22 protein-coding genes are annotated in these 19,783 nt (G+C 71.7%); 18 read left to right on the top strand and 4 right to left on the bottom strand.

The genetic code is table 11. The features are described from left to right. The first annotated feature begins 56 nt into the window (after positions 1 to 56). The 3 genes from IO20_RS0121675 to IO20_RS0121665 are packed head-to-tail and all read left to right on the top strand — an operon-like array spanning position 57 to position 2,310. On the top strand, positions 57 to 1,139 hold the full coding sequence (locus IO20_RS0121675; protein WP_397787745.1) for a sugar kinase: 1,083 nt from the start codon (positions 57 to 59) through the stop codon (positions 1,137 to 1,139). Next, the gene (locus IO20_RS0121670) at positions 1,136 to 1,900 is read left to right on the top strand and encodes an IclR family transcriptional regulator (protein WP_030222852.1); all 765 of its coding nucleotides are present in this window, start codon (positions 1,136 to 1,138) and stop codon (positions 1,898 to 1,900) included. Before IO20_RS0121675 ends, IO20_RS0121670 begins: the two co-directional genes overlap by 4 nt. Next, a complete protein-coding gene (locus IO20_RS0121665) occupies positions 1,897 to 2,310 on the top strand; it encodes a RidA family protein (RefSeq protein WP_030548775.1) in 414 nt (137 codons plus the stop codon). Before IO20_RS0121670 ends, IO20_RS0121665 begins: the two co-directional genes overlap by 4 nt. Before the next feature lie 59 nt (positions 2,311 to 2,369). Here IO20_RS0121665 and IO20_RS0121660 read toward each other — a convergent pair whose 3' ends face one another. Continuing rightward, positions 2,370 to 3,734: a M14 family metallopeptidase gene (locus IO20_RS0121660; RefSeq protein ID WP_030548773.1), complete on the bottom strand. Its 1,365-nt coding sequence runs from the start codon at positions 3,732 to 3,734 to the stop codon at positions 2,370 to 2,372. Between the two features lie 117 nt (positions 3,735 to 3,851). On the opposite strand from IO20_RS0121660, the gene IO20_RS0121655 reads away from it, so the two are divergent. Then, entirely contained in the window at positions 3,852 to 5,066 is a 1,215-nt protein-coding gene (locus IO20_RS0121655; protein WP_030548770.1) for a serine/threonine-protein kinase, read from the top strand. 91 nt (positions 5,067 to 5,157) lie between these two features. On the opposite strand, the gene IO20_RS0121650 is transcribed toward IO20_RS0121655, so the two are convergent. Next, complete coding sequence (locus tag IO20_RS0121650; RefSeq protein WP_169749508.1) at positions 5,158 to 6,885, bottom strand: chitinase; 1,728 nt, start codon at positions 6,883 to 6,885, stop codon at positions 5,158 to 5,160. A 361-nt stretch (positions 6,886 to 7,246) separates the two neighbouring features. Here IO20_RS0121650 and IO20_RS0121645 point away from each other — a divergent pair, with 361 nt between their 5' ends. From IO20_RS0121645 to IO20_RS0121595, 12 genes are all read left to right on the top strand, one after another. After that, the gene (locus IO20_RS0121645; RefSeq protein ID WP_030548765.1) at positions 7,247 to 8,350 is read left to right on the top strand and encodes a hypothetical protein; all 1,104 of its coding nucleotides are present in this window, start codon (positions 7,247 to 7,249) and stop codon (positions 8,348 to 8,350) included. Positions 8,351 to 8,492: 142 nt separating this feature from the next. After that, positions 8,493 to 9,200 carry a Flp pilus assembly protein CpaB gene (cpaB, locus tag IO20_RS0121640; protein ID WP_030548763.1) on the top strand — a complete coding sequence of 236 codons (708 nt, stop codon included), beginning with the start codon at positions 8,493 to 8,495 and terminating at the stop codon, positions 9,198 to 9,200. A 7-nt stretch (positions 9,201 to 9,207) separates the two neighbouring features. Beyond that, a complete protein-coding gene (locus IO20_RS0121635; RefSeq protein WP_030548762.1) occupies positions 9,208 to 10,491 on the top strand; it encodes a CpaE/TadZ family protein in 1,284 nt (427 codons plus the stop codon). A 3-nt stretch (positions 10,492 to 10,494) separates the two neighbouring features. After that, complete coding sequence (locus IO20_RS0121630; protein WP_030548761.1) at positions 10,495 to 10,875, top strand: TadE/TadG family type IV pilus assembly protein; 381 nt, start codon at positions 10,495 to 10,497, stop codon at positions 10,873 to 10,875. Next, positions 10,872 to 11,267, top strand: a complete 396-nt coding sequence (locus tag IO20_RS0121625) for a TadE/TadG family type IV pilus assembly protein (protein WP_030548759.1) — start codon at positions 10,872 to 10,874, stop codon at positions 11,265 to 11,267. Before IO20_RS0121630 ends, IO20_RS0121625 begins: the two co-directional genes overlap by 4 nt. Beyond that, positions 11,264 to 12,610, top strand: coding sequence for a TadA family conjugal transfer-associated ATPase (locus tag IO20_RS0121620; protein ID WP_030548757.1), 1,347 nt, complete (start codon positions 11,264 to 11,266; stop codon positions 12,608 to 12,610). Before IO20_RS0121625 ends, IO20_RS0121620 begins: the two co-directional genes overlap by 4 nt. 32 nt (positions 12,611 to 12,642) lie before the next feature. Further along, a complete protein-coding gene (locus IO20_RS0121615; protein ID WP_030548755.1) occupies positions 12,643 to 13,584 on the top strand; it encodes a type II secretion system F family protein in 942 nt (313 codons plus the stop codon). Between the two features lie 13 nt (positions 13,585 to 13,597). Beyond that, complete coding sequence (locus IO20_RS0121610; protein WP_030548753.1) at positions 13,598 to 14,488, top strand: DUF5936 domain-containing protein; 891 nt, start codon at positions 13,598 to 13,600, stop codon at positions 14,486 to 14,488. 200 nt (positions 14,489 to 14,688) lie between these two features. Beyond that, a complete protein-coding gene (locus IO20_RS39820) occupies positions 14,689 to 14,895 on the top strand; it encodes a hypothetical protein (RefSeq protein WP_051874398.1) in 207 nt (68 codons plus the stop codon). Positions 14,896 to 14,948: 53 nt separating this feature from the next. Further along, positions 14,949 to 15,521 (top strand): pilus assembly protein TadG-related protein, encoded by a 573-nt coding sequence (locus tag IO20_RS38750; RefSeq protein ID WP_245685000.1) that lies wholly within the window; start codon positions 14,949 to 14,951, stop codon positions 15,519 to 15,521. A gap of 28 nt (positions 15,522 to 15,549) precedes the next feature. Then, entirely contained in the window at positions 15,550 to 16,131 is a 582-nt protein-coding gene (locus IO20_RS0121600; RefSeq protein ID WP_030548748.1) for a hypothetical protein, read from the top strand. Positions 16,132 to 16,140: 9 nt separating this feature from the next. Beyond that, a complete protein-coding gene (locus IO20_RS0121595) occupies positions 16,141 to 16,758 on the top strand; it encodes an OmpA family protein (protein ID WP_030548746.1) in 618 nt (205 codons plus the stop codon). On the opposite strand, the gene IO20_RS0121590 is transcribed toward IO20_RS0121595, so the two are convergent. Then, positions 16,751 to 17,533: a hypothetical protein gene (locus IO20_RS0121590; RefSeq protein WP_245684999.1), complete on the bottom strand. Its 783-nt coding sequence runs from the start codon at positions 17,531 to 17,533 to the stop codon at positions 16,751 to 16,753. The genes IO20_RS0121595 and IO20_RS0121590 overlap by 8 nt on opposite strands. Positions 17,534 to 17,806: 273 nt before the next feature. On the opposite strand from IO20_RS0121590, the gene IO20_RS0121585 reads away from it, so the two are divergent. Together IO20_RS0121585 and IO20_RS0121580 are read left to right on the top strand one after the other, a co-directional pair. Next, positions 17,807 to 18,262, top strand: coding sequence for a hypothetical protein (locus tag IO20_RS0121585; protein WP_030548741.1), 456 nt, complete (start codon positions 17,807 to 17,809; stop codon positions 18,260 to 18,262). A 31-nt stretch (positions 18,263 to 18,293) separates the two neighbouring features. Further along, positions 18,294 to 19,394 (top strand): glycosyltransferase family 39 protein, encoded by a 1,101-nt coding sequence (locus tag IO20_RS0121580; protein WP_030548739.1) that lies wholly within the window; start codon positions 18,294 to 18,296, stop codon positions 19,392 to 19,394. Here the strand turns inward: IO20_RS0121580 and IO20_RS0121575 are convergent. After that, positions 19,366 to 19,755 (bottom strand): DUF192 domain-containing protein, encoded by a 390-nt coding sequence (locus IO20_RS0121575; RefSeq protein ID WP_030548737.1) that lies wholly within the window; start codon positions 19,753 to 19,755, stop codon positions 19,366 to 19,368. The two genes, IO20_RS0121580 and IO20_RS0121575, sit on opposite strands and share 29 nt — an antisense overlap. Positions 19,756 to 19,783 lie beyond the last annotated feature (28 nt).

Genomic DNA, 19,783 nt, shown 5'->3' with positions numbered 1-19,783 from the left:
GGGAGCCGAGAGTGAGCGGACACGCGCCCCCGGACGTGGTGTGCGTCGGCGAGTCCATGGTCACCTTCCTTCCCGTCCGGCCGGGCCGCCTCGCCGACGTCCCCGCCTTCACCCGCGCGATCGGCGGCGCCGAGTCCAACGTCGCCTGCGCGCTCGCCGCCGCCGGACACCGGGTGAAGTGGGTCGGCCGCGTCGGCCGGGACGGGTTCGGCGACCATCTGGTGGAGACGATCGGCGCGTACGGCGTCGACGTCCGGGCCGTGGACCGCGACCCGGACCGGCCGACGGGGGTCTACTTCCGTACGGCCGACGACAGGGCCACCGGCGCCCACGAGGTCGCCTACTACCGGGCGGGGTCGGCCGCCTCGGCCATGTCGCCCGCCACCGTCCCCTACGATTCCGTCGCCGACGCGCGGATCCTTCACCTCACCGGGATCACGGCCGCCCTGTCCGCGGACTGCCTGGCTCTGATGCGGGACCTCACGGCCCCTCGCCCCGGTCGCCCGCTCGTGTCGTTCGACGTCAACCACCGGCCAGGGCTGTGGCGGGACGGTGTCGGAGCCGCCGGCGTACTGCTCGAACTGGCCCGGCGGGCGGATCTCGTCTTCGTCGGCGCGGACGAGGCGGAGGCGTTGTGGGGGGTGGGCGAGCCGGACACGATCCGGGCGATGCTGCGGGAGCCGGCGGTGCTGGTGGTGAAGAGGGGTGGGGAGGGCGCGGTCGTGTTCGAGCGCCGCGCGGGATCTTTCCCCACCCCGCCCCGTCCCGAACCGGGGGCTCCGCCCCCGGACCCCCGCGCCTCAAACTCCCCCCACGCCCTCGCGGCCGTGGGGGGACCCCCGGGCGGGGCTGAGACTTCCGTCCCCGCCCCCCGCGTCGACGTCGTCGCCCCCGTCGGCGCCGGCGACGCCTTCGCCGCCGGGTTCCTGTCCGCCACCCTCCGCGGACTCGACACGCGGACCCGGCTCCGCCACGGCCACCTCATGGCCGCCGCCGCCCTCACCGTCCCCGCCGACCTGGCCACACCTCCCCGCCGCGCCCACGCCGACCGGCTGGCCGCGCTCGACGAGGCCGCCTGGGGCACACTTCACCTCGGCCCCGGCTGGACGGGGGACGACCAGGAGGTACGTACGCCATGAGCCAGACCGTCGACCGGGCGCTCAGCATCCTGCCGCTGCTCGCCCAGGGCCCCGCCGACCTCGGCCAGGTCGCCGAGCGGCTCGGTGTCCACAAGTCCACGGCCCTGCGCCTGCTGCGCACCCTCCACGAGCACGGGCTCGTCCACCGGCAGCAGGACCAGCGCTACCGCCTCGGCGCCCGGCTCTTCGCCCTCGCGCAGGAGGCCGTCGAGAACCTCGACATCCGCGAGATCGCCCACCCCTACCTCACGGCCCTCAACGAGCGCATCGGTCACACCGTCCACCTCGCCGTGTACGAGGAGGGCGAGGTCCTCTACATCGACAAGGTCGAGAGCCGCTACCCGGTCCGCATGTACTCCCGCATCGGCAAGCCCGTCGCGATCACCGTCGCCGCCGTCGCCAAGCTGCTCCTCGCCGACCTGCCGGAGCCGGAGCGCCGCGCCGTCGCGGGCAAGCTCGACTACCCGCCGTACACGTCCCGTTCGACCCCGAACGCCGCCGCCTTCCTCAAGGAGCTGGCGACCGTACGCGAACAGGGCTGGGCCACCGACCTCGGCGGCCACGAGGAGTCCATCAACTGCGTCGGCGCCCCCATCCGCGGCGCCGACGGGCGCGTCGTCGCCGCCATGTCGGTCTCGGCGCCCAACGTGGTCGTCACCGCCGAGGAACTCCTCTCCCTCCTCCCGCAGGTGCGCGGCACCGCGGACGCCATCAGCCGCGAGTACTCCGGCGAAGCCCCGACGAAGGAAGCCAGCGCATGACCATCGAGAAGATCGCCCTCACCCCTCCCACGCACACCACCCCGCCGGCGAAGTTCTCGCACGGCGTGAAGAAGGGCAACATCCTCCAGGTCGCCGGCCAGGTCGGCTTCCTGCCGGCCGTCGAAGGACAGCCCCCGACGGTCGCGGGCCCGAGCCTGCGCGAGCAGACCCTCCAGACCTTCGCCAACGTCAAGGCGATCCTGGAGGAGGGCGGCGCGAGCTGGGACGACGTCATGATGACGCGCGTCTACCTCACCGACGTGGACCACTTCGCCGAGATGAACGAGATCTACGACCAGTACTTCGAGGAGCAGGGCCTCAAGGCCCCCGCCTCCGCCCGTACGACCGTGTACGTCGGCCTCCCGGCCGGCCTCCTCATCGAGATCGACGCGCTCGCGGTCCTCGGCTGAGAACCGAGGCAGGGCGCCCCGGCGGTGGACCGCCGGGGCGCCCTGTCACGTACGTGTCGTCAGGCCGTGCAGTACTGGGCCTGCTTGCCGATCGAGCGGTACATGCAGTCCGCGTTCTCCAGGAGCTGGAGGACCGCGTCGCGGTTGCGGCTCGTCTCGCGCTCGATGACCTCGTCGGGCGGGTAGAAGCCGCCGCCCGAGGACGACGCCGGGTACATCTCGAACGTGTAGCCGAAGATCCGGTGCACGCCCCAGAGGTAGTCGTCGATCGAGCCGTCCGTGATGTAGAGGTCGCTGGACTGCTCGGGCGTGTAGCCGTTGCTCGCGGCCATCTTCCCGCCGACGGTCGCGAAGGCGTCCCGGTCGTCCTGCGTCATGCCCGGGGCGGTGTTCGCGGTCGTCCAGCCGAAGGGCCAGAGCACCAGCTCGCTGTAGGTGTGGAAGTCGATGGCCGCCGTGATCTGCTGCTTCCCGCCGACCACCCGGCCGCGCACGAAGTCGGAGACGACCTTCACCTCGGGGGCCGACTCGGGGGCCGTGCCCCGGTAGGTCTCCGAGCTCTTGGAACCGGAGGAGCCGCCGCAGCAGCCCCACTTGTAGTTCCAGTTCCGGTTCATGTCCGTGCCGATGTACGACGAACCGGAGTTGGGCTGACGGTTCTTGCGCCAGCTGCGGTACGAGCCGGAGGCGATGTCGTACTCGCCGCCGTCCGGGTTGAGGTCCGGGATGATCCAGATCTCACGGCCGTTCACGGCGTTGGTGACCCTGGAGTCCGTGCCGTAGCCCGCGCCGAGTTCGCGCAGCAGGTAGAGCGCCATCTCGACGGTGAGGTGCTCGCGGGCGTGCTGGTGGTGGGTGAAGAGGACCTCGGGCTCGTTCTCGTCGGCGGTGACGTTGTCGCTGATCTTGATGGCGACGATGTCCCGGCCCTGGTACGACTTCCCGATCACCTGCTTGCGCATGATGGACGGGTAGGCGGCGAGGCGCTGGTCGATCTCCGTGTTCATCTCCGCGTAGTTGTGGTACCTCGCGTCGGCGGAGGGGAAGTCGAGCGCACCGAGGCCGTGGTCGTGGGTGTCGCCCTCGGCCGTGCGGTTCGGCGGGCCGGGGAGGGCGACCGGCTTGTAGCCGAGCGCCTTGAGGTTCTTCAGCTGTTCGGTGTTGGCGCTGACGACGACCGAACGTGCGTCGACCTCGTCGATCGAGACGCCGGTGGCCATGAGCGCGGTGCGGGCGGCCGGGGTGGACGGTCCGGCGACCTCGTACTGCCGGATCACCTCCTCGGCGCCCGCGGCGATGCGGGCGGCGGTCGTCGCCGGGTCGGCCCCGGCGGGTGTGGTGAGGGCGGAGAGGGGCGCCGCGAGGGCGAGCGCCACGAGGGCCGCGAGGGTGGCGGACCTTCTGCCGCGGGTGGGACGTCGCATGTCGTCTCCTGGGTGGGGAGTGTGGGGGTGTGCGACAAACTCGTGCGGGTGTCCGGGGCACATGGTGGGGCCATGTCATGGACCGGTCAAGACGCCGAGTTCGGCCATACTGTCCCCGTGGGGACCCTCATCGGCAGATACGTCATCGAACGCAAGCTAGGCGAAGGCGGTATGGGCACCGTCTATCTGGCCCGATCGCGTGGCGGGCGTGCCGTCGCCGTCAAAGTGGCGCGGCCGGAACTCGCCGCCGATCCCTCCTTCCGCGCCCGCTTCCGTGCCGAGGTCGCCGCCGCCCGGCAGGTCGGCGGTTTCCACACCGCGCAGGTCGTCGACGCCGACCCCGAAGCCGAGGCGCCCTGGCTCGCCACCGCCTACATCCCAGGACCTACCCTCTCGGCGCTCGTCACCGCCCAGGGACCGATGGGCGAGGAGCGGCTGCGCTCGCTCGCGGCCGCGCTCGCCGAGGCCCTGGAGGCCATCCACGCCTGCGGGCTCGTCCACCGCGACCTCAAGCCCGGCAACATCGTCATGGCCTCCGACGGGCCGCGCGTCCTCGACTTCGGCATCGCCCGCGCGGTCGAGTCGACCCGGCTCACCGCCACCGGCACGGCCTTCGGCACCCCTGGCTACCTCGCCCCCGAGCAGGCCCTCGGCGAGGAGGTGACGGGCGCCGCCGACGTCTTCGCCCTGGGCGCCGTACTCGTCGCCGCGGCGGGCGGGCGCCCGTTCGGGGACGGTACGCCGATGGGGCTCATGTACCGCGCGGTGCACGAGGCTCCCGACCTGACGGCGGTCCCGGCAGGGCTGCGCGGCCTGGTGGGGGCGTGCCTGGCGAAGTCCCCGGAGGAGCGCCCGACCCCGGGCGAGATCCTGGACGCCGTGGCGGGCACGTCGCCGCTGCGGGAGGGGGCGGCGCCCACTCTCGTCGTAACGGACGCGGTGCCGGGACCTGTACGGGACGCTGTGCCGGCACCTGTACGGGACGCGGTGCCGGCGCCCGTACGACATGCGCCACCGCTGCCCGCTCTGCCCACCATGCCGGCGGAGCCGCCCCCGCCCGCACCCGCGCTCGTCGCCGCCGACGGGGACTGTGGAGTGATCGCCGACGCCGATGGCATCCGCTTCGAAGTGTTCGACGAGGAGGCCGAGTTCGGCTGGGCGGAGATCGGGTCCGTCGAGTACGAGTCCGCCCGCAGGGGGCGGCAGCTCCGTGTCGTCGTCACGCTGTACGACGGCTCGGCCTACGACTGCGAGGTCAACGGCCGCTCCGCCCTCGTGAAGGAGTGGATCGCCCAGCTCGACCTGGTGCTCCGCCACTGCATGCCGCGCTAGCCGCGGACGCGTGGCCGTGGCCGCGGACTAGCGTGGCGCCGCCGGGAAGGAGAGAGACCGGCGGCGCCACAGTTTCCGTGCGGACGGGCCGTTACGGCAGGTTGTGGACGTGCGGGCCCACCGCGTTCGACCAGGCGTTGCCGGCCGTCGCGTCCCAGTTGGTCGACCAGGTCATCGCGCCGCGCAGCGACGGCCAGGTCTGGGCGGGCTTGAAGGTGCCGCAGCCGGTGCCCTTGGTGAGGCAGTCGAGCGCGTTCTTCACGATCTGCGGGTCGACGTAGCCGCTGCCCGCACCCCGCGTGGAGGCCGGCACGCCCAGGCCGACCTGGGACGGGGCGAGGCCGCCCTGGAGCTGGATGCAGGCGAGCGCGGTGAGGAAGTCCACCGAGCCCTGGCTGTACACCTTACCGTCGCAGCCCAGCATCGAACCGCTGTTGTAGTACTGCATGTTGACCACCGTGAGGATGTCCTTCACGGCGAGCGCGGTCTTGAAGTACTCGGTGCCGGTGTTCTGCATGTCGATGGTCTGCGGGGCCATCGTCAGGACCATGGTGGAGCCCGCCTTGGCGGAGAGCTGGCGGAGCGCCTTGGTCAGGTAGGTGGAGTTGATGCCGTGCTCGAGGTCGATGTCGACGCCGTTGAAGCCGTACTCCTGCATGAGGGCGTACGCGCTGTTCGCGAAGGCGGTGGCGGAGGCGTCACTGTTGATCGTGACGTTCCCCTTCTCGCCGCCGACCGAGATGATGACGGACTTGCCCGCGGCCTTCTTCGCGGCGATGTCGGCCTTGAAGTCGGCGACCGAGGCGTAGCCGACGGCCGGGTCGAGGTTGAAGACGATCTGGCCGGGCGTGGCCGTGGAGTCGGCGAAGGAGACGGCGATGATGTCGTACTGCGACTGCACGTCCCGCAGCTTCTGGACCGTGGCGCCGTTGTTGAAGTTCTGCCAGTAGCCGGTGAGGGCGTGCTTGGGGACGGCCGGGCCGGGGCCCGGGTCGGTGACCTTGGCGGTCCGCGCCGTCACCGCGGTGGACTTCGCGGACTCGCCCGCGGAGTTCGTCGCGGCGACCTGGAACTGGTACGCGGTGTCGGCGGTGAGCCCGGTGACGGTCGTCGACGTGCCCGTCACGGTCTGCGGGTTGGCGCCGTCCCGGTACACCTTGTAGCCGGTGGCGCCGGAGACCGCGCCCCAGCTCAGGGCGACCGAGGACGAGGTGACCGTGCCGGCGGCCAGGCCGGCCGGGGTGGCGGGGACGACCGGGTCGGGGTCCTGGCCGCCGCCCCCGTCGGGCCCGAAGACGCTGACGTCGTCGACGGAGTAGGGGGAGGTGCCGTACCAGCCGTGGGTGTGGATCTGGACGGAGGTCGTGCTCGCCCCGGTGGTGAAGGTCGTCGTGAGCTGCTTCCACGCGGCGCTGTCGGGCGTCCAGGTGGAGACGTCGGTGGTGCCGGTGCCGGTCGCGCCGAGGTAGGCGTACCCGCCCTGGACCCAGGCGCTCAGCGTGTACGTCGAGCCGGGCTTCACGGCCACGGTCTGCACGCACTTGGCGTTGTCGAGTCCGGCGGGGGTGGCCCTGAGGGCCCCGGCCCCGGTGCGGACGGGGGAGGAGACGGCGGCGCCGCTCCCGGCGGAACAGGACCAGTTGGTGAGGCCGTTCTCGAAGCCGGCGTTCTTGGCGACGTTGACGTCGGCAGCCTGCGCGGTGCCGGCTCCGCCGACGAGGACGAGCCCGGAGCCGACGGCGAGCGCGAGGGCTCCGCCGAGCCAGCGGCGTCCGGGCGCTGCGGCCTGGCGGCGGGTGGTGGTGCGGTCCACGTGCATCCTCCGGTGGGGGAGTTGGGGATGTGGAGGTGCCGTACGTCGTCTTCGTCGTACGGAGGGGGCGTACGGGGGTGCGGGGAGTGCGGACGGTGGCCACCGTTGTCGCAACAAGCTGGTCCAGACCAATCGCGTTGTCAAGGCCTCTGGCGGGAAGGGCTGTTCGGACGGGGTGCGGCGGTCCGGGCGAGCCGGGCTCCGGGTCCGAAGAAAAACGCGACAGCTTGGCGGATTGTGTGTTCACCACCCCGGGGGACGTGGATAGGCTGCAGAGACGGCAGCACCCTGCGGTGATGCCGTGAACGCGGTCAGTGATCCGCGGCCTCCCGGGAGCGGGGAGGCCGGAGGGGACGGGGGGTCCGACGTGCCGACAGCGATCGCGGTCACCAGCGCCGACCTGGTGCTGCCGCCGACCGACCCCGGAACCCCGCACGCCGCCGTGCTCCCGGCCCCCGGCACGCAGTCGCTCGACGCCTCCGTCGCCGACATGCAGCAGCTCCTCGCGCGGTACGGGCACGTGGTCGTCGTCTGCCCCACCTCCGCCCCGCCCGCCGTCGAGAACCGACTGCACGCCGTCCGCGCCCTGCTCGAGAGCGACCGGATCGCCCTGGTCCGCACCGACCTGCCACCCCTCGGCGCGGCCGTACTCGTCCGCCAGATGCGGCAGTTGGCCGGCTACGACTTCAGCCCCGGCGTCCTCGCCTCCGCCGCCCGGCTCCTCGCCCACTACATCTACGCCGGCGCCGTCCTCGGCTCCGTCTCCAAGCTCGACCGCGTCCCCGTCAGCCTCGGCTCGCATCTCAAGGGCTGGCTGCCCGGCGCCCACTTCGCCGTACTCGCAGGACCGACACCGCAGATCACCCGCGTCGGGGGCGCCGGTGAAACGCCCCTCGCGGGGCCGGAATTCACCACCGAACTCCTCCTCGCGCGCGGCCAGCTCCAGACCGACTGGCCCACCGCCACCCTCGTACCCCGTTGGCGGATCCAGGGCGCCGTCCAGGAGACCCCGCTGCCCGAGACCTCGCCCGGCTGGTGGGGCACCGGCAAACTCGTCGAGTTCGCCGCGTACCTCCCCGATCCGCCCGTCCTCCACCAGCTGGTCTCCTCCGTACGGCGCGAGACCTGCCACTGGTGCGCGATGGACCTCATCGGCGACCGCTGCGGCTTCTGCGGGGCGCCGCTGAACGCGACCGCGGGCGCACCACCGGACCGGACCACCGGCACCAGCGGCGCGACCGGCCGCGCCCGAGGCCGGGCCAACCAGCTCACGGGCCCGTCCACCCACGCCGACGGCCCGGCCGCCCACCTCACCGGCGCGCCCGCGCAGCTCGTCGGCCAGGACCCCCGCGAACTCGCCCCGGGCGGGCAACCCGACCCCCACGCCCTCGGGAGCGGAGCGCCCGCCGGCCCCCGGGCCCTGGGATCCGGCGGGCACCCCGGCACCCATGCCGCCCACGACCGGCCGTGAGTCCCATGCTCCCGATGCGCCTCATGCTTCCGATGCCCCCACCGCCCCCGGCGACCGGCCGTGACCCGTTCCCGTTGCCGCCCCCGCTGTCCGTGTCCCTCCCGTCCGTACAGACCACGTCTCCGATCGAGGTAGTCCGGCCATGAACTCCCGCCAGCGCCGCGGCGTCATCCTGCTGCTGCTGTCCGTCCTGTGCGCCCTCGGGGCCTTCGCCGGCGTGCTCACCGTCATCAGCGACGTGAACTCCAAGGTCGGCCCGGAGACCACCGCGTACCGGATCAAGGACAAGGTGGCCCCCTACACGGCCCTGAAACCCGGCGACTTCGAGAAGATCTCGATGCCCGAGCGCTGGCTCTCGAAGACCGCCGTCACCGACCTCCGCCAGATCGAGGGCAAGATCGCCGTCACCGAACTCCGTCCCGGCTCCCTCCTCCAGACCGACATGATCGTCGAGCGCCCCGAGCTCCAGCCGGGCCAGCAGGAGATCGCGATCATGATCGACGCGGCCACCGGAGTCGCCGGGAAGATCACCGCCGGCGCCACCGTCAACATCTACGCCACCTTCGAGGGCGAGAAGAAGGACGACCCCTCCCAGTCGCGGATGATCGTGGCCGGCGCCCGCGTCCTCTCCGTCGGCAAGCTCACCCCGATCAGCGACAGCAACGACCGCTCGGGCCGCGCCGCCAACGCCGTCCCGATCAGCTTCGCGCTCTCCACCCTCGACACCCAGCGCGTCGCGTACGCCGAGTCCTTCGCCGAGCACGTACGCCTCGCCCTCGTCGCCCCCACCACCGGCGGCGCCCCGGCCGACCAGCGCGACCGCACCTATACGCTCGACACAGACAAGTGAGGCCGGTATGACCACCAGGATCCTGCCGGCCGTCGGCGACCCCGACGCGGCCCGGGCCGTCACCACCCTCATCGGCCAGCTCCCCGACGCCGAACCCGCCCAGCCGGTCACCGACTCCACCCAGCTCGTCGACACCCTCGCCCGGCTCGCCGCCGCCTCCCTCGACGAACTCCCCGAGGTCGTCCTCGTGCACGAGCGGATCGGGCCCGTCCCCGCGCTCGAACTCGTCCGCGAGGTCGCCCTCCGCTTCCCCGCCGTCGGCGTCGTCCTCATCACCGCCGACGCCAGCCCCGTCCTCTTCTCCGCCGCCATGGACTCCGGCGCCCGCGGACTCGTCACCCTCCCCCTCGGCTACGAGGAACTCGCCAGCCGCGTCCAGGCCGCCGCCCAGTGGTCCGTCGGCGTCCGCCGCCACCTCGGCGGGGGCGCCGAGCAGGTCACAGGGCCCGGCGGCACCGTCGTCACCGTCAGCGGCGCCAAGGGCGGCGTCGGCACCACCGTCACCGCCGTCCACCTCGCCCTCGCGGCCCGCGCCTCCGGACGGACCGTCGCCCTCGTCGACATGGACCTCCAGAGCGGCGACATCGCCTCCTACCTCGACGTCCAGTTCCGGCGCTCCGTCGCCGACCTCGCCTCCATCGCCGACGTCTCGCCCCGCGTCCTCCAGGACGCCGTGTACGTCCACGAGACCGGCCTCTCCCTCCTCCTCGCCCCCGCGGAGGGCGAACGCGGCGAAGAGGTCACCGACCGCGCCGCCCGCCAGATCGTCAGCGCCCTGCGCGGCCGGCACGAGGTCGTCGTCGTCGACTGCGGCTCCCAGCTCAACAGCGCCAACGCCGCCGCCATCGAGATGGCCGACACGGCCCTGCTCGTCGTCACCCCCGACGTCGTCGCCGTCCGGGCCGCCAAGCGGACCGTACGGATGTGGGAACGGCTCCAGGTGCGCAAGGCCGAGGAGACGGTCACCGTCGTCAACCGCCACCACCGCTCCACCGAGATCCAGCCACCCCTCGTCCAGAAGATCACCGCCACCCGGGTCGCGGGCACCGCCGTCCCCGCCCACTTCAAGGAACTCCAGGCCGTCGTCGACGCGGGCCGGCTGCACGAACTCGACGCCAAGTCGACCGTCAAGCAGGCCCTGTGGGCCCTCGCGGGCGAACTGGGACTGGTCGGCGCACCGGCGACCGAAGCCCCAGGAAAGCCCGGAAAGCCAGGAAAGCCCGGAAAGCAGCTGGCCCGCGTCGGTGACCGGGGCTCGCTCGGGCTGCGGCGCCGTACCGGAGGACGCTGAGGAATGCGTACCTACCGGGACGACGACAGGGGACGGGGTGACGGAGGGCAGGTGGCGATCGAGTTCCTCGGCATGGTGCCGGTCATCCTGCTCACCCTCGTCCTGCTCTGGCAGGTCGTCCTGGTGGGGTACACGTACACGCTGGCGGGGAACGCGGCGGACGAGGCGGTACGCGCGTGCGCGGTCGGCGGCGACTACGACGAGGCCGGGAGACGGCACCTCGACGGCGCCTGGGCGGAAGGGGCCCTGGTGACCTGCCCCCCTGGTGACCCCATGGTGACGGCGGTCGTGACCATCCGGGTCCCCGTCCTGGTGCCGGGCGTGGGCGGGCTCTTCGACGTGGAGGGCAAGGCGGGCGCGATATCGGAGGTACCCACCCCATGAGTGCACACGTGCGCACCCCCAAGGGCCGCGACCGGGGCCAGGCCGCCATCGAGTACCTCGGGTTCCTGCCGATCCTGCTGCTCGTCGGCCTCGCGGGGTTCCAGCTCGGCGTCGCCGCGTACGCCGCGCAGCAGGCGGGCACGGCGGCCCGCGCGGGGGCGAGGGCCGCGAGCATGGACGAGAACGAGGACGCGCCCAGCGCAAAGGCCGCCGCCGAGGCCGCGGTGAGCGGCTGGATCAACCCCTCCGTCACGTCGTACGAGGAAGGCGACGCGGCCGTCGTCACCGTCACGGTCGAGATCCCCTCCGTCGTCCCCTTCTGGAACGACTTCGGAACAGTCGAGGAAACCGCCACCATGCCGATGTCACCGGACCAGGAGGAGGGGCCATGAGCCTGCGCGCCCGGATCAACTCCCCCGAGGAGCACGGCGGCAACGCGGCCGGGAGGGAGGACGGCCACCTCGTCGCCGCCTTCCGTGCCAAGCTCCTGGAGGAGATCGACCTCACCGAGATGTCCGCGCTGGCGGCCGCCGAGCGGCGCGCCCGTCTGGAGCGCGTCCTCGGCCACATCATCAGCCGTGAGGGGCCGGTCCTCTCCACCGCCGAACGCTCCCAGCTGATCCGCCGTGTCGTCGACGAGGCCCTCGGACTCGGCGTACTCGAACCGCTCCTCGAAGACGCGTCCATCACCGAGATCATGGTCAACGGCCCCGACCAGATCTTCATCGAGCGCAACGGCCGCGTCGAACTCCTCCCGCTCCGCTTCGCCTCGCACGACCAGCTGATGCAGACCATCGAGCGGATCGTCTCCACCGTCAACCGGCGCGTCGACGAGTCGAACCCGATGGTCGACGCCCGTCTCCCCTCCGGCGAACGCGTCAACGTCATCATCCCGCCGCTGTCCCTCACCGGGGCGACCCTCACCATCCGCCGCTTCCCCCGGGCGTACACGCTCCACGAGATGATCGGCTTCGGCTCCCTCGACGAGCAGATGCTGCTCCTGCTGTCCGGGCTCGTGCAGGCCAAGTTCAACCTGATCGTCTCCGGCGCCACCGGCACCGGGAAGACCACCCTGCTCAACGCCCTCTCCGGTCTCGTCCCCGACGGCGAGCGAATCATCACCATCGAGGACTCGGCGGAACTCCAGCTCCAGCAGTCCCACGTGATCCGTCTGGAGGCCCGCCCGCCCAACATCGAGGGCCGCGGAGCCATCTCCATCCGCGACCTCGTGCGCAACTCACTCCGCATGCGCCCCGACCGGATCATCGTCGGAGAGGTCCGCGGCGGCGAGACCCTCGACATGCTCCAGGCCATGTCGACCGGCCACGACGGCTCCCTCGCCACCGTCCACGCCAACTCCGCCGAGGACGCCCTCATGCGGCTCCAGACCCTCGCCTCCATGTCGGAGGTCAAGGTGCCGTTCGAGGCGCTCCGCGACCAGATCAACAGCGCGGTCGACGTCCTCGTCCAGCTCACCCGGCACCCCGACGGCACCCGCCGCATCACCGAGATCTCCGTCCTCGCCTCCCACGGGCGGGAACGGTTCCTGCTCGCGACGGTCTGCCGCTTCCAGGCGCAGCCGCTCGCCGCAGACGGGCGGGTGTACGGGCAGTTCACGTACCACCCGCTGCCCCGACGGGTCGCCGAACGCCTCTACCTGGCCGGCCAGCCCATCCCGCAGGCCTTCGGCGTGGCCGCCACCGACGCCCACCTGACCACCCGCGAAGCCGACTAGCCGACTCGCCGACCACCAGGAGCAAAGGCGCAATGACCGATCCCGTGTGGCTGACGCTCGGCGTGGCCGTGCTCTGCTGCGTCCTGGGCATCGCCGGAGTCCAGCTGTACGCGAGCGGGGCCCGCCGGCACGCGGCACTCGTCGCCCGGCTCGACGAGTCGGGCGAACCCGAGACCGGGGGCCGCCGCAGGCGCCGCTTCCGGGGCGTCGACCGGCGCGTCCGCAGGACCGCCCTCGGCCGGAAACTGGAGCTGCGGATCGCGGCCACCGGCCTCGACGTGACCCCGGGCGAGTTCACGGTCGCCCTCACGCTGACCGTGGCCGTCCTGTGGATCGTCGGACAGGCAGCCCTGTCCCCGTTCTTCGGCCCGATCTGCGGACTCCTCGGCGTGTGGGTGGCGATGGGCTTCCTCAGCTGGCAGCGCCAGAAGCGCATCGAGAAGTTCATCAACCAGCTCCCCGAGCTGTCGCGCATCCTGGCCAACGCCACCCAGGCCGGACTCGCCCTGCGGATGGCCCTCAGCCTGGCCGCCGACGAGCTGGAGGCCCCGGCCGGGGACGAACTGGAGAAGGTGGCCCAGCAGTTGTCCGTCGGTACGTCGCTCGACGACGCCCTCGGCGAACTCGCCGAACGCCTGCCCTCGCGCGAACTCGTCGTCCTCGTCACCACCCTCGTCCTCGCCAACCGGGCCGGCGGCACCGTCGTCTCCTCCCTGCGGAACCTCACCGAGACCCTGGAGGAACGCAAGGAGACCCGGCGCGAGGTCCGCACCCAGCTCTCCCAGGTGAGCATGACCGCGTACTCCGTGCCGGTCATCGGCGTCGGCTCGCTCCTGCTCATCGACAACATGCAGCCCGGCGCCCTCGACCGGATGACCGGTTCCGCCATCGGACAGTTCGCCGTCGTCGCCGCGTTCGCCCTGTACGTGGTCGGCTTCGTCGCGATCCGCCGCTTCTCGAAGATCGACGTATAGGGACGGGCGCGCCATGGACCTCCTCCTCGCCCTCCTGGCCGGCCTCGCCGTCGCCGGCATCGCCTACGGCCTTCGGCTCTACCGCGCCGACGCCCGGCTCCCCGACGACCTCAAGCTCGCCCTGGAGGTCGGCGCGACCCGCACGGGAGCCGTCGACTCGGCGGTCGACCGCCTGGGCATGCGCTGGTCGCCGGCGGTGCTCCGCCTGATGGGCCCCAAACGCGTCAACGCCGTCCGCCGCCGCATCGACCTCGCCGGGAACCCCGGCGGCCTCACCATCGACCGGTACGGGGCGAGGCGGGCGGTCTACGGCTTCCTGGGCGTCCTGGGCGGCCTGCTGATGCTGTCGCGCGGGTCGTTCCTGGTGGCGCTGTTGCTGTTCGCCTTCGGCGCGTTCTGGACGGAGGTCGGCATCTGGTCGGCGGTCCGCATCCGCAAGGACCAGATCGAACGCACGCTGCCGGACTTCCTGGACGTGCTGGCCGTCGTCGTCTCGGCGGGACTGGGCTTCCGCCAGGCGCTCGAACGGGTGGCGGAGAAGTACGAGGGCCCGTGGTCCGACGAACTCCGCATCACGCTCCGCCAGATGGACATGGGAGTCAGCCGCCGCCAGGCGTTCGACGAACTGCGCCGGCGCAACGACTCGGAGCAGGTGGCCCAGTTCGTCACCGCGCTCCAGCAGGGCGAGGAACTGGGCGCGCCGATCGTCGACACGCTCATCCAGATCGCCAACGACATGCGGCGAACGGACGCGCAGAACGCCCGCCGCAAGGCCGCGAAGGCCGTCCCGAAGGCGACCATGGTGATCACGACGCTGATGGTCCCGGCGACGATGATCCTGCTGGGCGCGGGCCTGTTCCTGGGCACGGGCACCGACTTCGGCTCGGTGACGGGCGACCGGTGACATATTCACGGGAAAGCCCTTCGCGCGCGCAACAGGATGTGCCAGAGTGCGGACTGAGTGTGAGGGAGGTGGAGTGGTGGACCCGACGTCGAACCACCGCCCCCGCCTCCTGGCCGGGCACCAGGCCGACCCGATGAGCCGGGCGCACGGTGCCCGAGCGCAAGCGTCTGAACGCGGAGGGGACCACGATGAACGACGCGATGCTGAAGGCTTTGACCAAGGCCAAGCTCGAACTGACCACCTGGACACGATCGAGGGACCGCGGCCAGACGGCGGTGGAGTACCTGGGGATCATTGTGGTGGTGGTGGCGATCGTGGTGGCGATCACCGGAACGGACATCGGCCAGTCGATCAAGAACGCGATCTCCCAGAAGATCACGGAACTCACCGGCGGGGGTGGCGAGTAGGCGTCTACCTGCGGCCGGATGAGGGGCAGGCCTTCCCTGTCTATATCGCGGTTGTGGCTGGGCTGTTATTCCTCGCCTTTGCTTACTTCGCCGTGGGGCAAGCTGCTTTGACCCGAAACAGCGCCCAGACCGCAGCCGATGCGGCGGCTCTTGCGGCGGCCCAAGACGCCAGGGAGCAACTGCGCGAGGGATGGCTCAAAGTGATCCTCGACCCGAAACAATGGGGCGGGTTCGTTGCGGGTGAGGCGTACATCCACGCCGCTGCCTGTGGCAGCGCGGCTGACTTCGCTTCCCGCAACGGGGCTGTGGTGGTCAGTCCTGGTTGCGAGCCGCTGTCCTCTGAGGGCAGCGGCTTCAGAGTGACCGTACTCACGACGGGTGGAGAGGCGAATGCCGCCAAGGCGTCCGCCGAGGCGGTGATCGAGCCGCGTTGCAGGTTCGACGAGCCTGATCAGCCCCCCACTTCGGAGCCGCCGCCTTCTCCTCCCCCATCAGATGAGCCTGAAGAGGAGGAGCCCGGTCCGATTCTCGGGCTTGAGTGCCACGGGGAGCCGTGGGAAATCGATCCTGAGGATCCCAGGCTTCCCAGCGCCACCGACCTGTTCACTGTCCGACTGTCCGAATGACCTGCGACGAGCAAAGGGAGAGCGGTACATGAGCGTGCGGTACGCATGGAATCGCCGGGGGGCGGTGGCCGTCGTCGCCGTGGCATCGGTGGCACTTTTCGTAGCTGGCTGCGGTGCGGAGGAGAAGCCGAAGGCGGACAAGCCGACTGTGACGACTGCCGCTCCTTCCAAGGAGGAGGCGTCGACGGGGTCGGCGCCAGTGGAGGAACCCCTGGAGACTCTGGCGATTGCCAAGGGCCAAAAGGGCTTGGAACTCAGCATTCACTCGGCAGATCGTGACCAGGGTGGCTTCCTCACCGTCAAGGGGCGCTTGAAGAACACATCCGGATCAGCTGGCATCATCCCCGCGCAAATGAGTGGTGACGAAACCGAGATTGTGAAGCACGGAAACTCCTTGGGTGGTGCCACCCTCGTCGACTCCGTCGCCAAAAAGCGCTACTACGTCCTGCGTGACACCGACGGCCGACCGCTGACGACCTCGGCGCTCGACAGTCTCGGCCCCGGCAAGTCCACCGCCGTCTTCATGCAATTCCCCGCACCCCCCGCCTCCACCACAGAGGTCTCCTTCCAGCTCCCCACCTTCGAACCCGCCACCCTCAAGCTCTCCTGAGGCGACGCCATGACGACGACCTACCGCCGCCTCGCCGCACTCGCCCTCGCCTCCGTCGCGCTCGGGCCCCTCGCCGTGCCCGTGGCGTACGCCGACGATCCGCCGCCCGGGGCGGCGTCCAGTGCGTCTCCGCCGCCCGCCATCGACGCGAACGCGCCCGGGCTCATGCTTCCCGACGGTGCCACCCTCGCTCCCGCCAAGGTTCTCGACATCAAGCAGATCGTCGAGGAGGAGGGCGGGCAGCAGCGCCGGCAGGACACCAACGTGGACGTGACCTTCGCGCTGCAGGCCGAGGTGCTCTTCCCGAAGAACAGCGCCAAGCTCGGGCCCGCCGCCAGTGCCCGTCTCGCCGCCATCGCCGCCGAGATCAACAAGCTGGGGTCCGGTCGTGTCCGGGTCTTCGGGTTCACCGACAACCTCGGGACGTACGAGCACGGGCTCAAGCTGTCCAAGCAGCGCGCCGTCGCCGTGCAGCAGGTGCTCGCGCGGAGCCTCAACCCGTCGACGACGTTCGACATCCGCGGGTACAGCGAGGACTACCCGATCGCCGACAACGGCACCGAGGAAGGCCGGAAGAAGAACCGCCGCGTCGAGATCTCCTTCCCCCGTACCTCCCCCGTCAGCTAGACAGCGACGTCAGCGCCGCCCGGATCGTGCCCGTCATGCGGTCCGGGCGGTGGAAGACCTCGTCCGCCGTGAACCCCAGCACCCGCCGCACCTCCGGGCAGGACTGAAGCGCGTTGAAGCGGGCGACGTCCCGTTCGTGGGCGCCACGGGTGCCGTGGAAGGCGTAGCCCTCGACCTCCACCGCCAGCCCCTCCGCCCGGAAGAGGAAGTCGGGGCGGAGGAGCAGTCGCCCGTCCTCGGTCCGCAGCGTCGGCTGGGACTCCGGGAGCAGCCAGGCGTCCCGTATCCGGAGCCGTGCGACCGTCTCCGCCGGGGAGCCCGACGCCGGCTCGGCCAGCGGCAGCCAGGTCCGGGCGCGGGCCGCTCCCCGCCGGTCGGCGGCGAGTTCGGCGGCGAGTTCCTCGTACCGGACGAGCGGTTCACGTCGTACGCCTGCGACGGCCCGCCGTGCGAGCGCCGAGTCCGCGACCACGACGGCCTCCTCGCGGCTCCCGGCGTCCCGTATGAGGTCGCCGACCGTGCGCGCCGGGGTCGTCGTCCGCAGTCCCCGGCGGATCGTGCGGTCGTGGTCCGTCAAATACCTCGTCGTACGCACCCGTATCCGGTCTCCTCGTGACGAGCCTGTCGGCGGGAGCGCGGTGAATTCCAGCAGGCCGGCCGCCCGGTCGCCCGCTCCCAGTCGTTCGATGCGGTGCAGGGCCGCCGCCGTCCCGTGGCTGCAGACCAGTTCCGGACGCAGCCACTGGAGCGCCGTCGCCCTCACCCGCCAGTCCACCTCTTTTCCCGGGGCCGCCCACGCGCCCCGGCAGATCCACTGCCAGCCGGCCCGGCGCAGGCGCGCCGCCAGCCGGCCCGGCGGGCAGCCCGCCGCGACCGCCCAGACCGTCAGAAGGACCCCGCCCTGGCGAGGATCGCCAACTCGTACATACGGCCAACGATCCACGGAAGAGGGACACTTCGCACCCCCTGTGGAAAACCTCCCGAAAGCTGTCGTCAGGAATGCGCAAAGGTAGGGACAGGTCGGCCGGGGTGGGAGCATTCTGGACAGATGACGACGACGACAACGTCGAGCGAGATGCCGGGCGAGACGCCGGGTGAGATGCCGGACGCGACGCCGAGCGCGACGCCGGGTGAGATGGCGAGCGAGACGCCGAGTGTGCGGTTGGTCAGTGATCTCGTCGCACGGATCCCCGAGTTCCGGGACGTGTACGAGGACCATGTCTTCCGTCAGGGCGTCGTGCAGCCGCACGTGTTCTTCTGGGACGTGGTCCAGGACACCGTCCGCTCCTTCCTCGGCGAGGCCCCGGCCACCGCCGCCGACTGGCGCCGCACGTTGGCGTTCCTGGAGGAGCAGAGCTGTCGCGGGATCCTCGGCATCGACGAGGTCATCGTCACCTCCTTCCTCGGCGACCTGCCCTCCCCCCACGAGCCGGGACACGCCATCGTCCAGCAGCTCGGTCCCGTCATGGCCGCGAAGTTCGTCCGCATAAGGCCCCTCGGCTGACCGTCCGGCGCGCCCCGGGATAATCGGGCGCATGTCCCTGACCAGGCCCGACCGCACCACTCTGCTCGCCCTCGGCGGGTACGCCGTCACCCGGCTCATCGGCCTCGCGGTCCTCGCGATCGCCGCCGCCGTGACCGGCGAGGACGGGCTCCACCGGCTCAAGGGGCGCTGGGACTCCGTCTGGTACGTGCGGATCGCCGAGCACGGCTACGGCTACGAGGTCACGCTGCCGAACGGCGACGTCCACTCCGACCTCGCCTTCTTCCCGCTCTTCCCGGCCCTTGAGCGCGGTCTCTCCGCCGTCCTGCCCGTCGACGCGGCCACCGCCGGGCTGCTCGTCTCCTGGACGGCCGGGCTCGTCGCCGCCTGGGGCATCCACCGCTGCGGCGCGCAGGCGTTCGGGCCCCGGGCCGGTGTCGTGCTCGCCGTTCTCTGGGGCGTGTACCCGACCGCGTTCGTGCAGTCGATGGCGTACACGGAGACGCTGTTCACCGCCCTCGCCGCCTGGTCGTTGTACGCCGTCCTGCGCGGGCGCTGGATCCTGGCCGGTGTCCTGTGCGCCGCCGCCGGGCTCACCCGGCCGACGGCCGCCGCGCTGATCGCGGCCCTCGGGATCACCGCCCTCGTCACGCTCGTACGGGACCGGCGGCTGCCCCTGGGGACGGTGGCCGGGGTCCTGATCGCCCCGCTCGGCTGGCTCGGCTACGTCGTGTACGTCGGCGTCCGCGAGGGCGCTCCCACCGCCTACTTCGATGTCCAGGCGGCCTGGGGCAACTCCATCGACGGGGGCGTCGCCCTCGGCAGGTTCATCCTGGGTCTGCCGTGGCCCGCCGCCCTCGGACTGTGCGCGGCGCTCGCGCTGCTCGGCTGGCTGCTCGCGCTGTGCGTACGGCAGCGGCAGCCGCTTCCGGTGCTCGTCCACACGATCGGCGTCGTCCTCGTCTCGCTGGTCGGCGCCGCCTACTTCGGGTCCCGGCCGCGCCTGATGATGCCGGCGTTCGGGCTGCTGCTCCCGCCCGCCGTGGCCCTCGCGCGGCTGCGGAACCGGGCCCTGGCGCCGGTCCTCGCCGGACTCGCCCTGGCCTCCGCCGCCTACGGGGCCTTCACTCTGCTCGGGTCGGGTCCGCCGTGACGTCCGTGGCGTCCGCGACCTCCACGCGCACGCGTACTCCCGGCCGCAGCCCCCAGCCGGCCATCGCCCCCGCCTCCGCCTCGAGGACGTGCCGGCCGCGCGGCCTGACCATGCCGAGGCGTCCCGGTCTCATCGTCACCACGGACAGGACCCTGAGCCCGCGGTCCAGATAGGCCACGTCGATCGCGAACCGCATGCCGAAGGTGTGCACGCTGTTCGTCCGGACGATCAGCAACGCCCCCGTCACCCCGTCCCGGCCGAGCAACCCCCGCCGCCGCGCCCGGTACGAGGCCGCCACTTCCAGAGGGACCTCCCGTGCGGCCAGCCCCAGCGTTCCCGTCCCGTCCGCCCATTTCCCCATGCGGCAGACCGTAGCGGCCCCCCGCCTC

The organism is Streptomyces exfoliatus, from assembly GCF_000725545.1.
GTDB classification, from domain to species: domain Bacteria; phylum Actinomycetota; class Actinomycetes; order Streptomycetales; family Streptomycetaceae; genus Streptomyces; species Streptomyces exfoliatus.
This window is presented reverse-complemented; position numbering and strand designations above follow the sequence as displayed.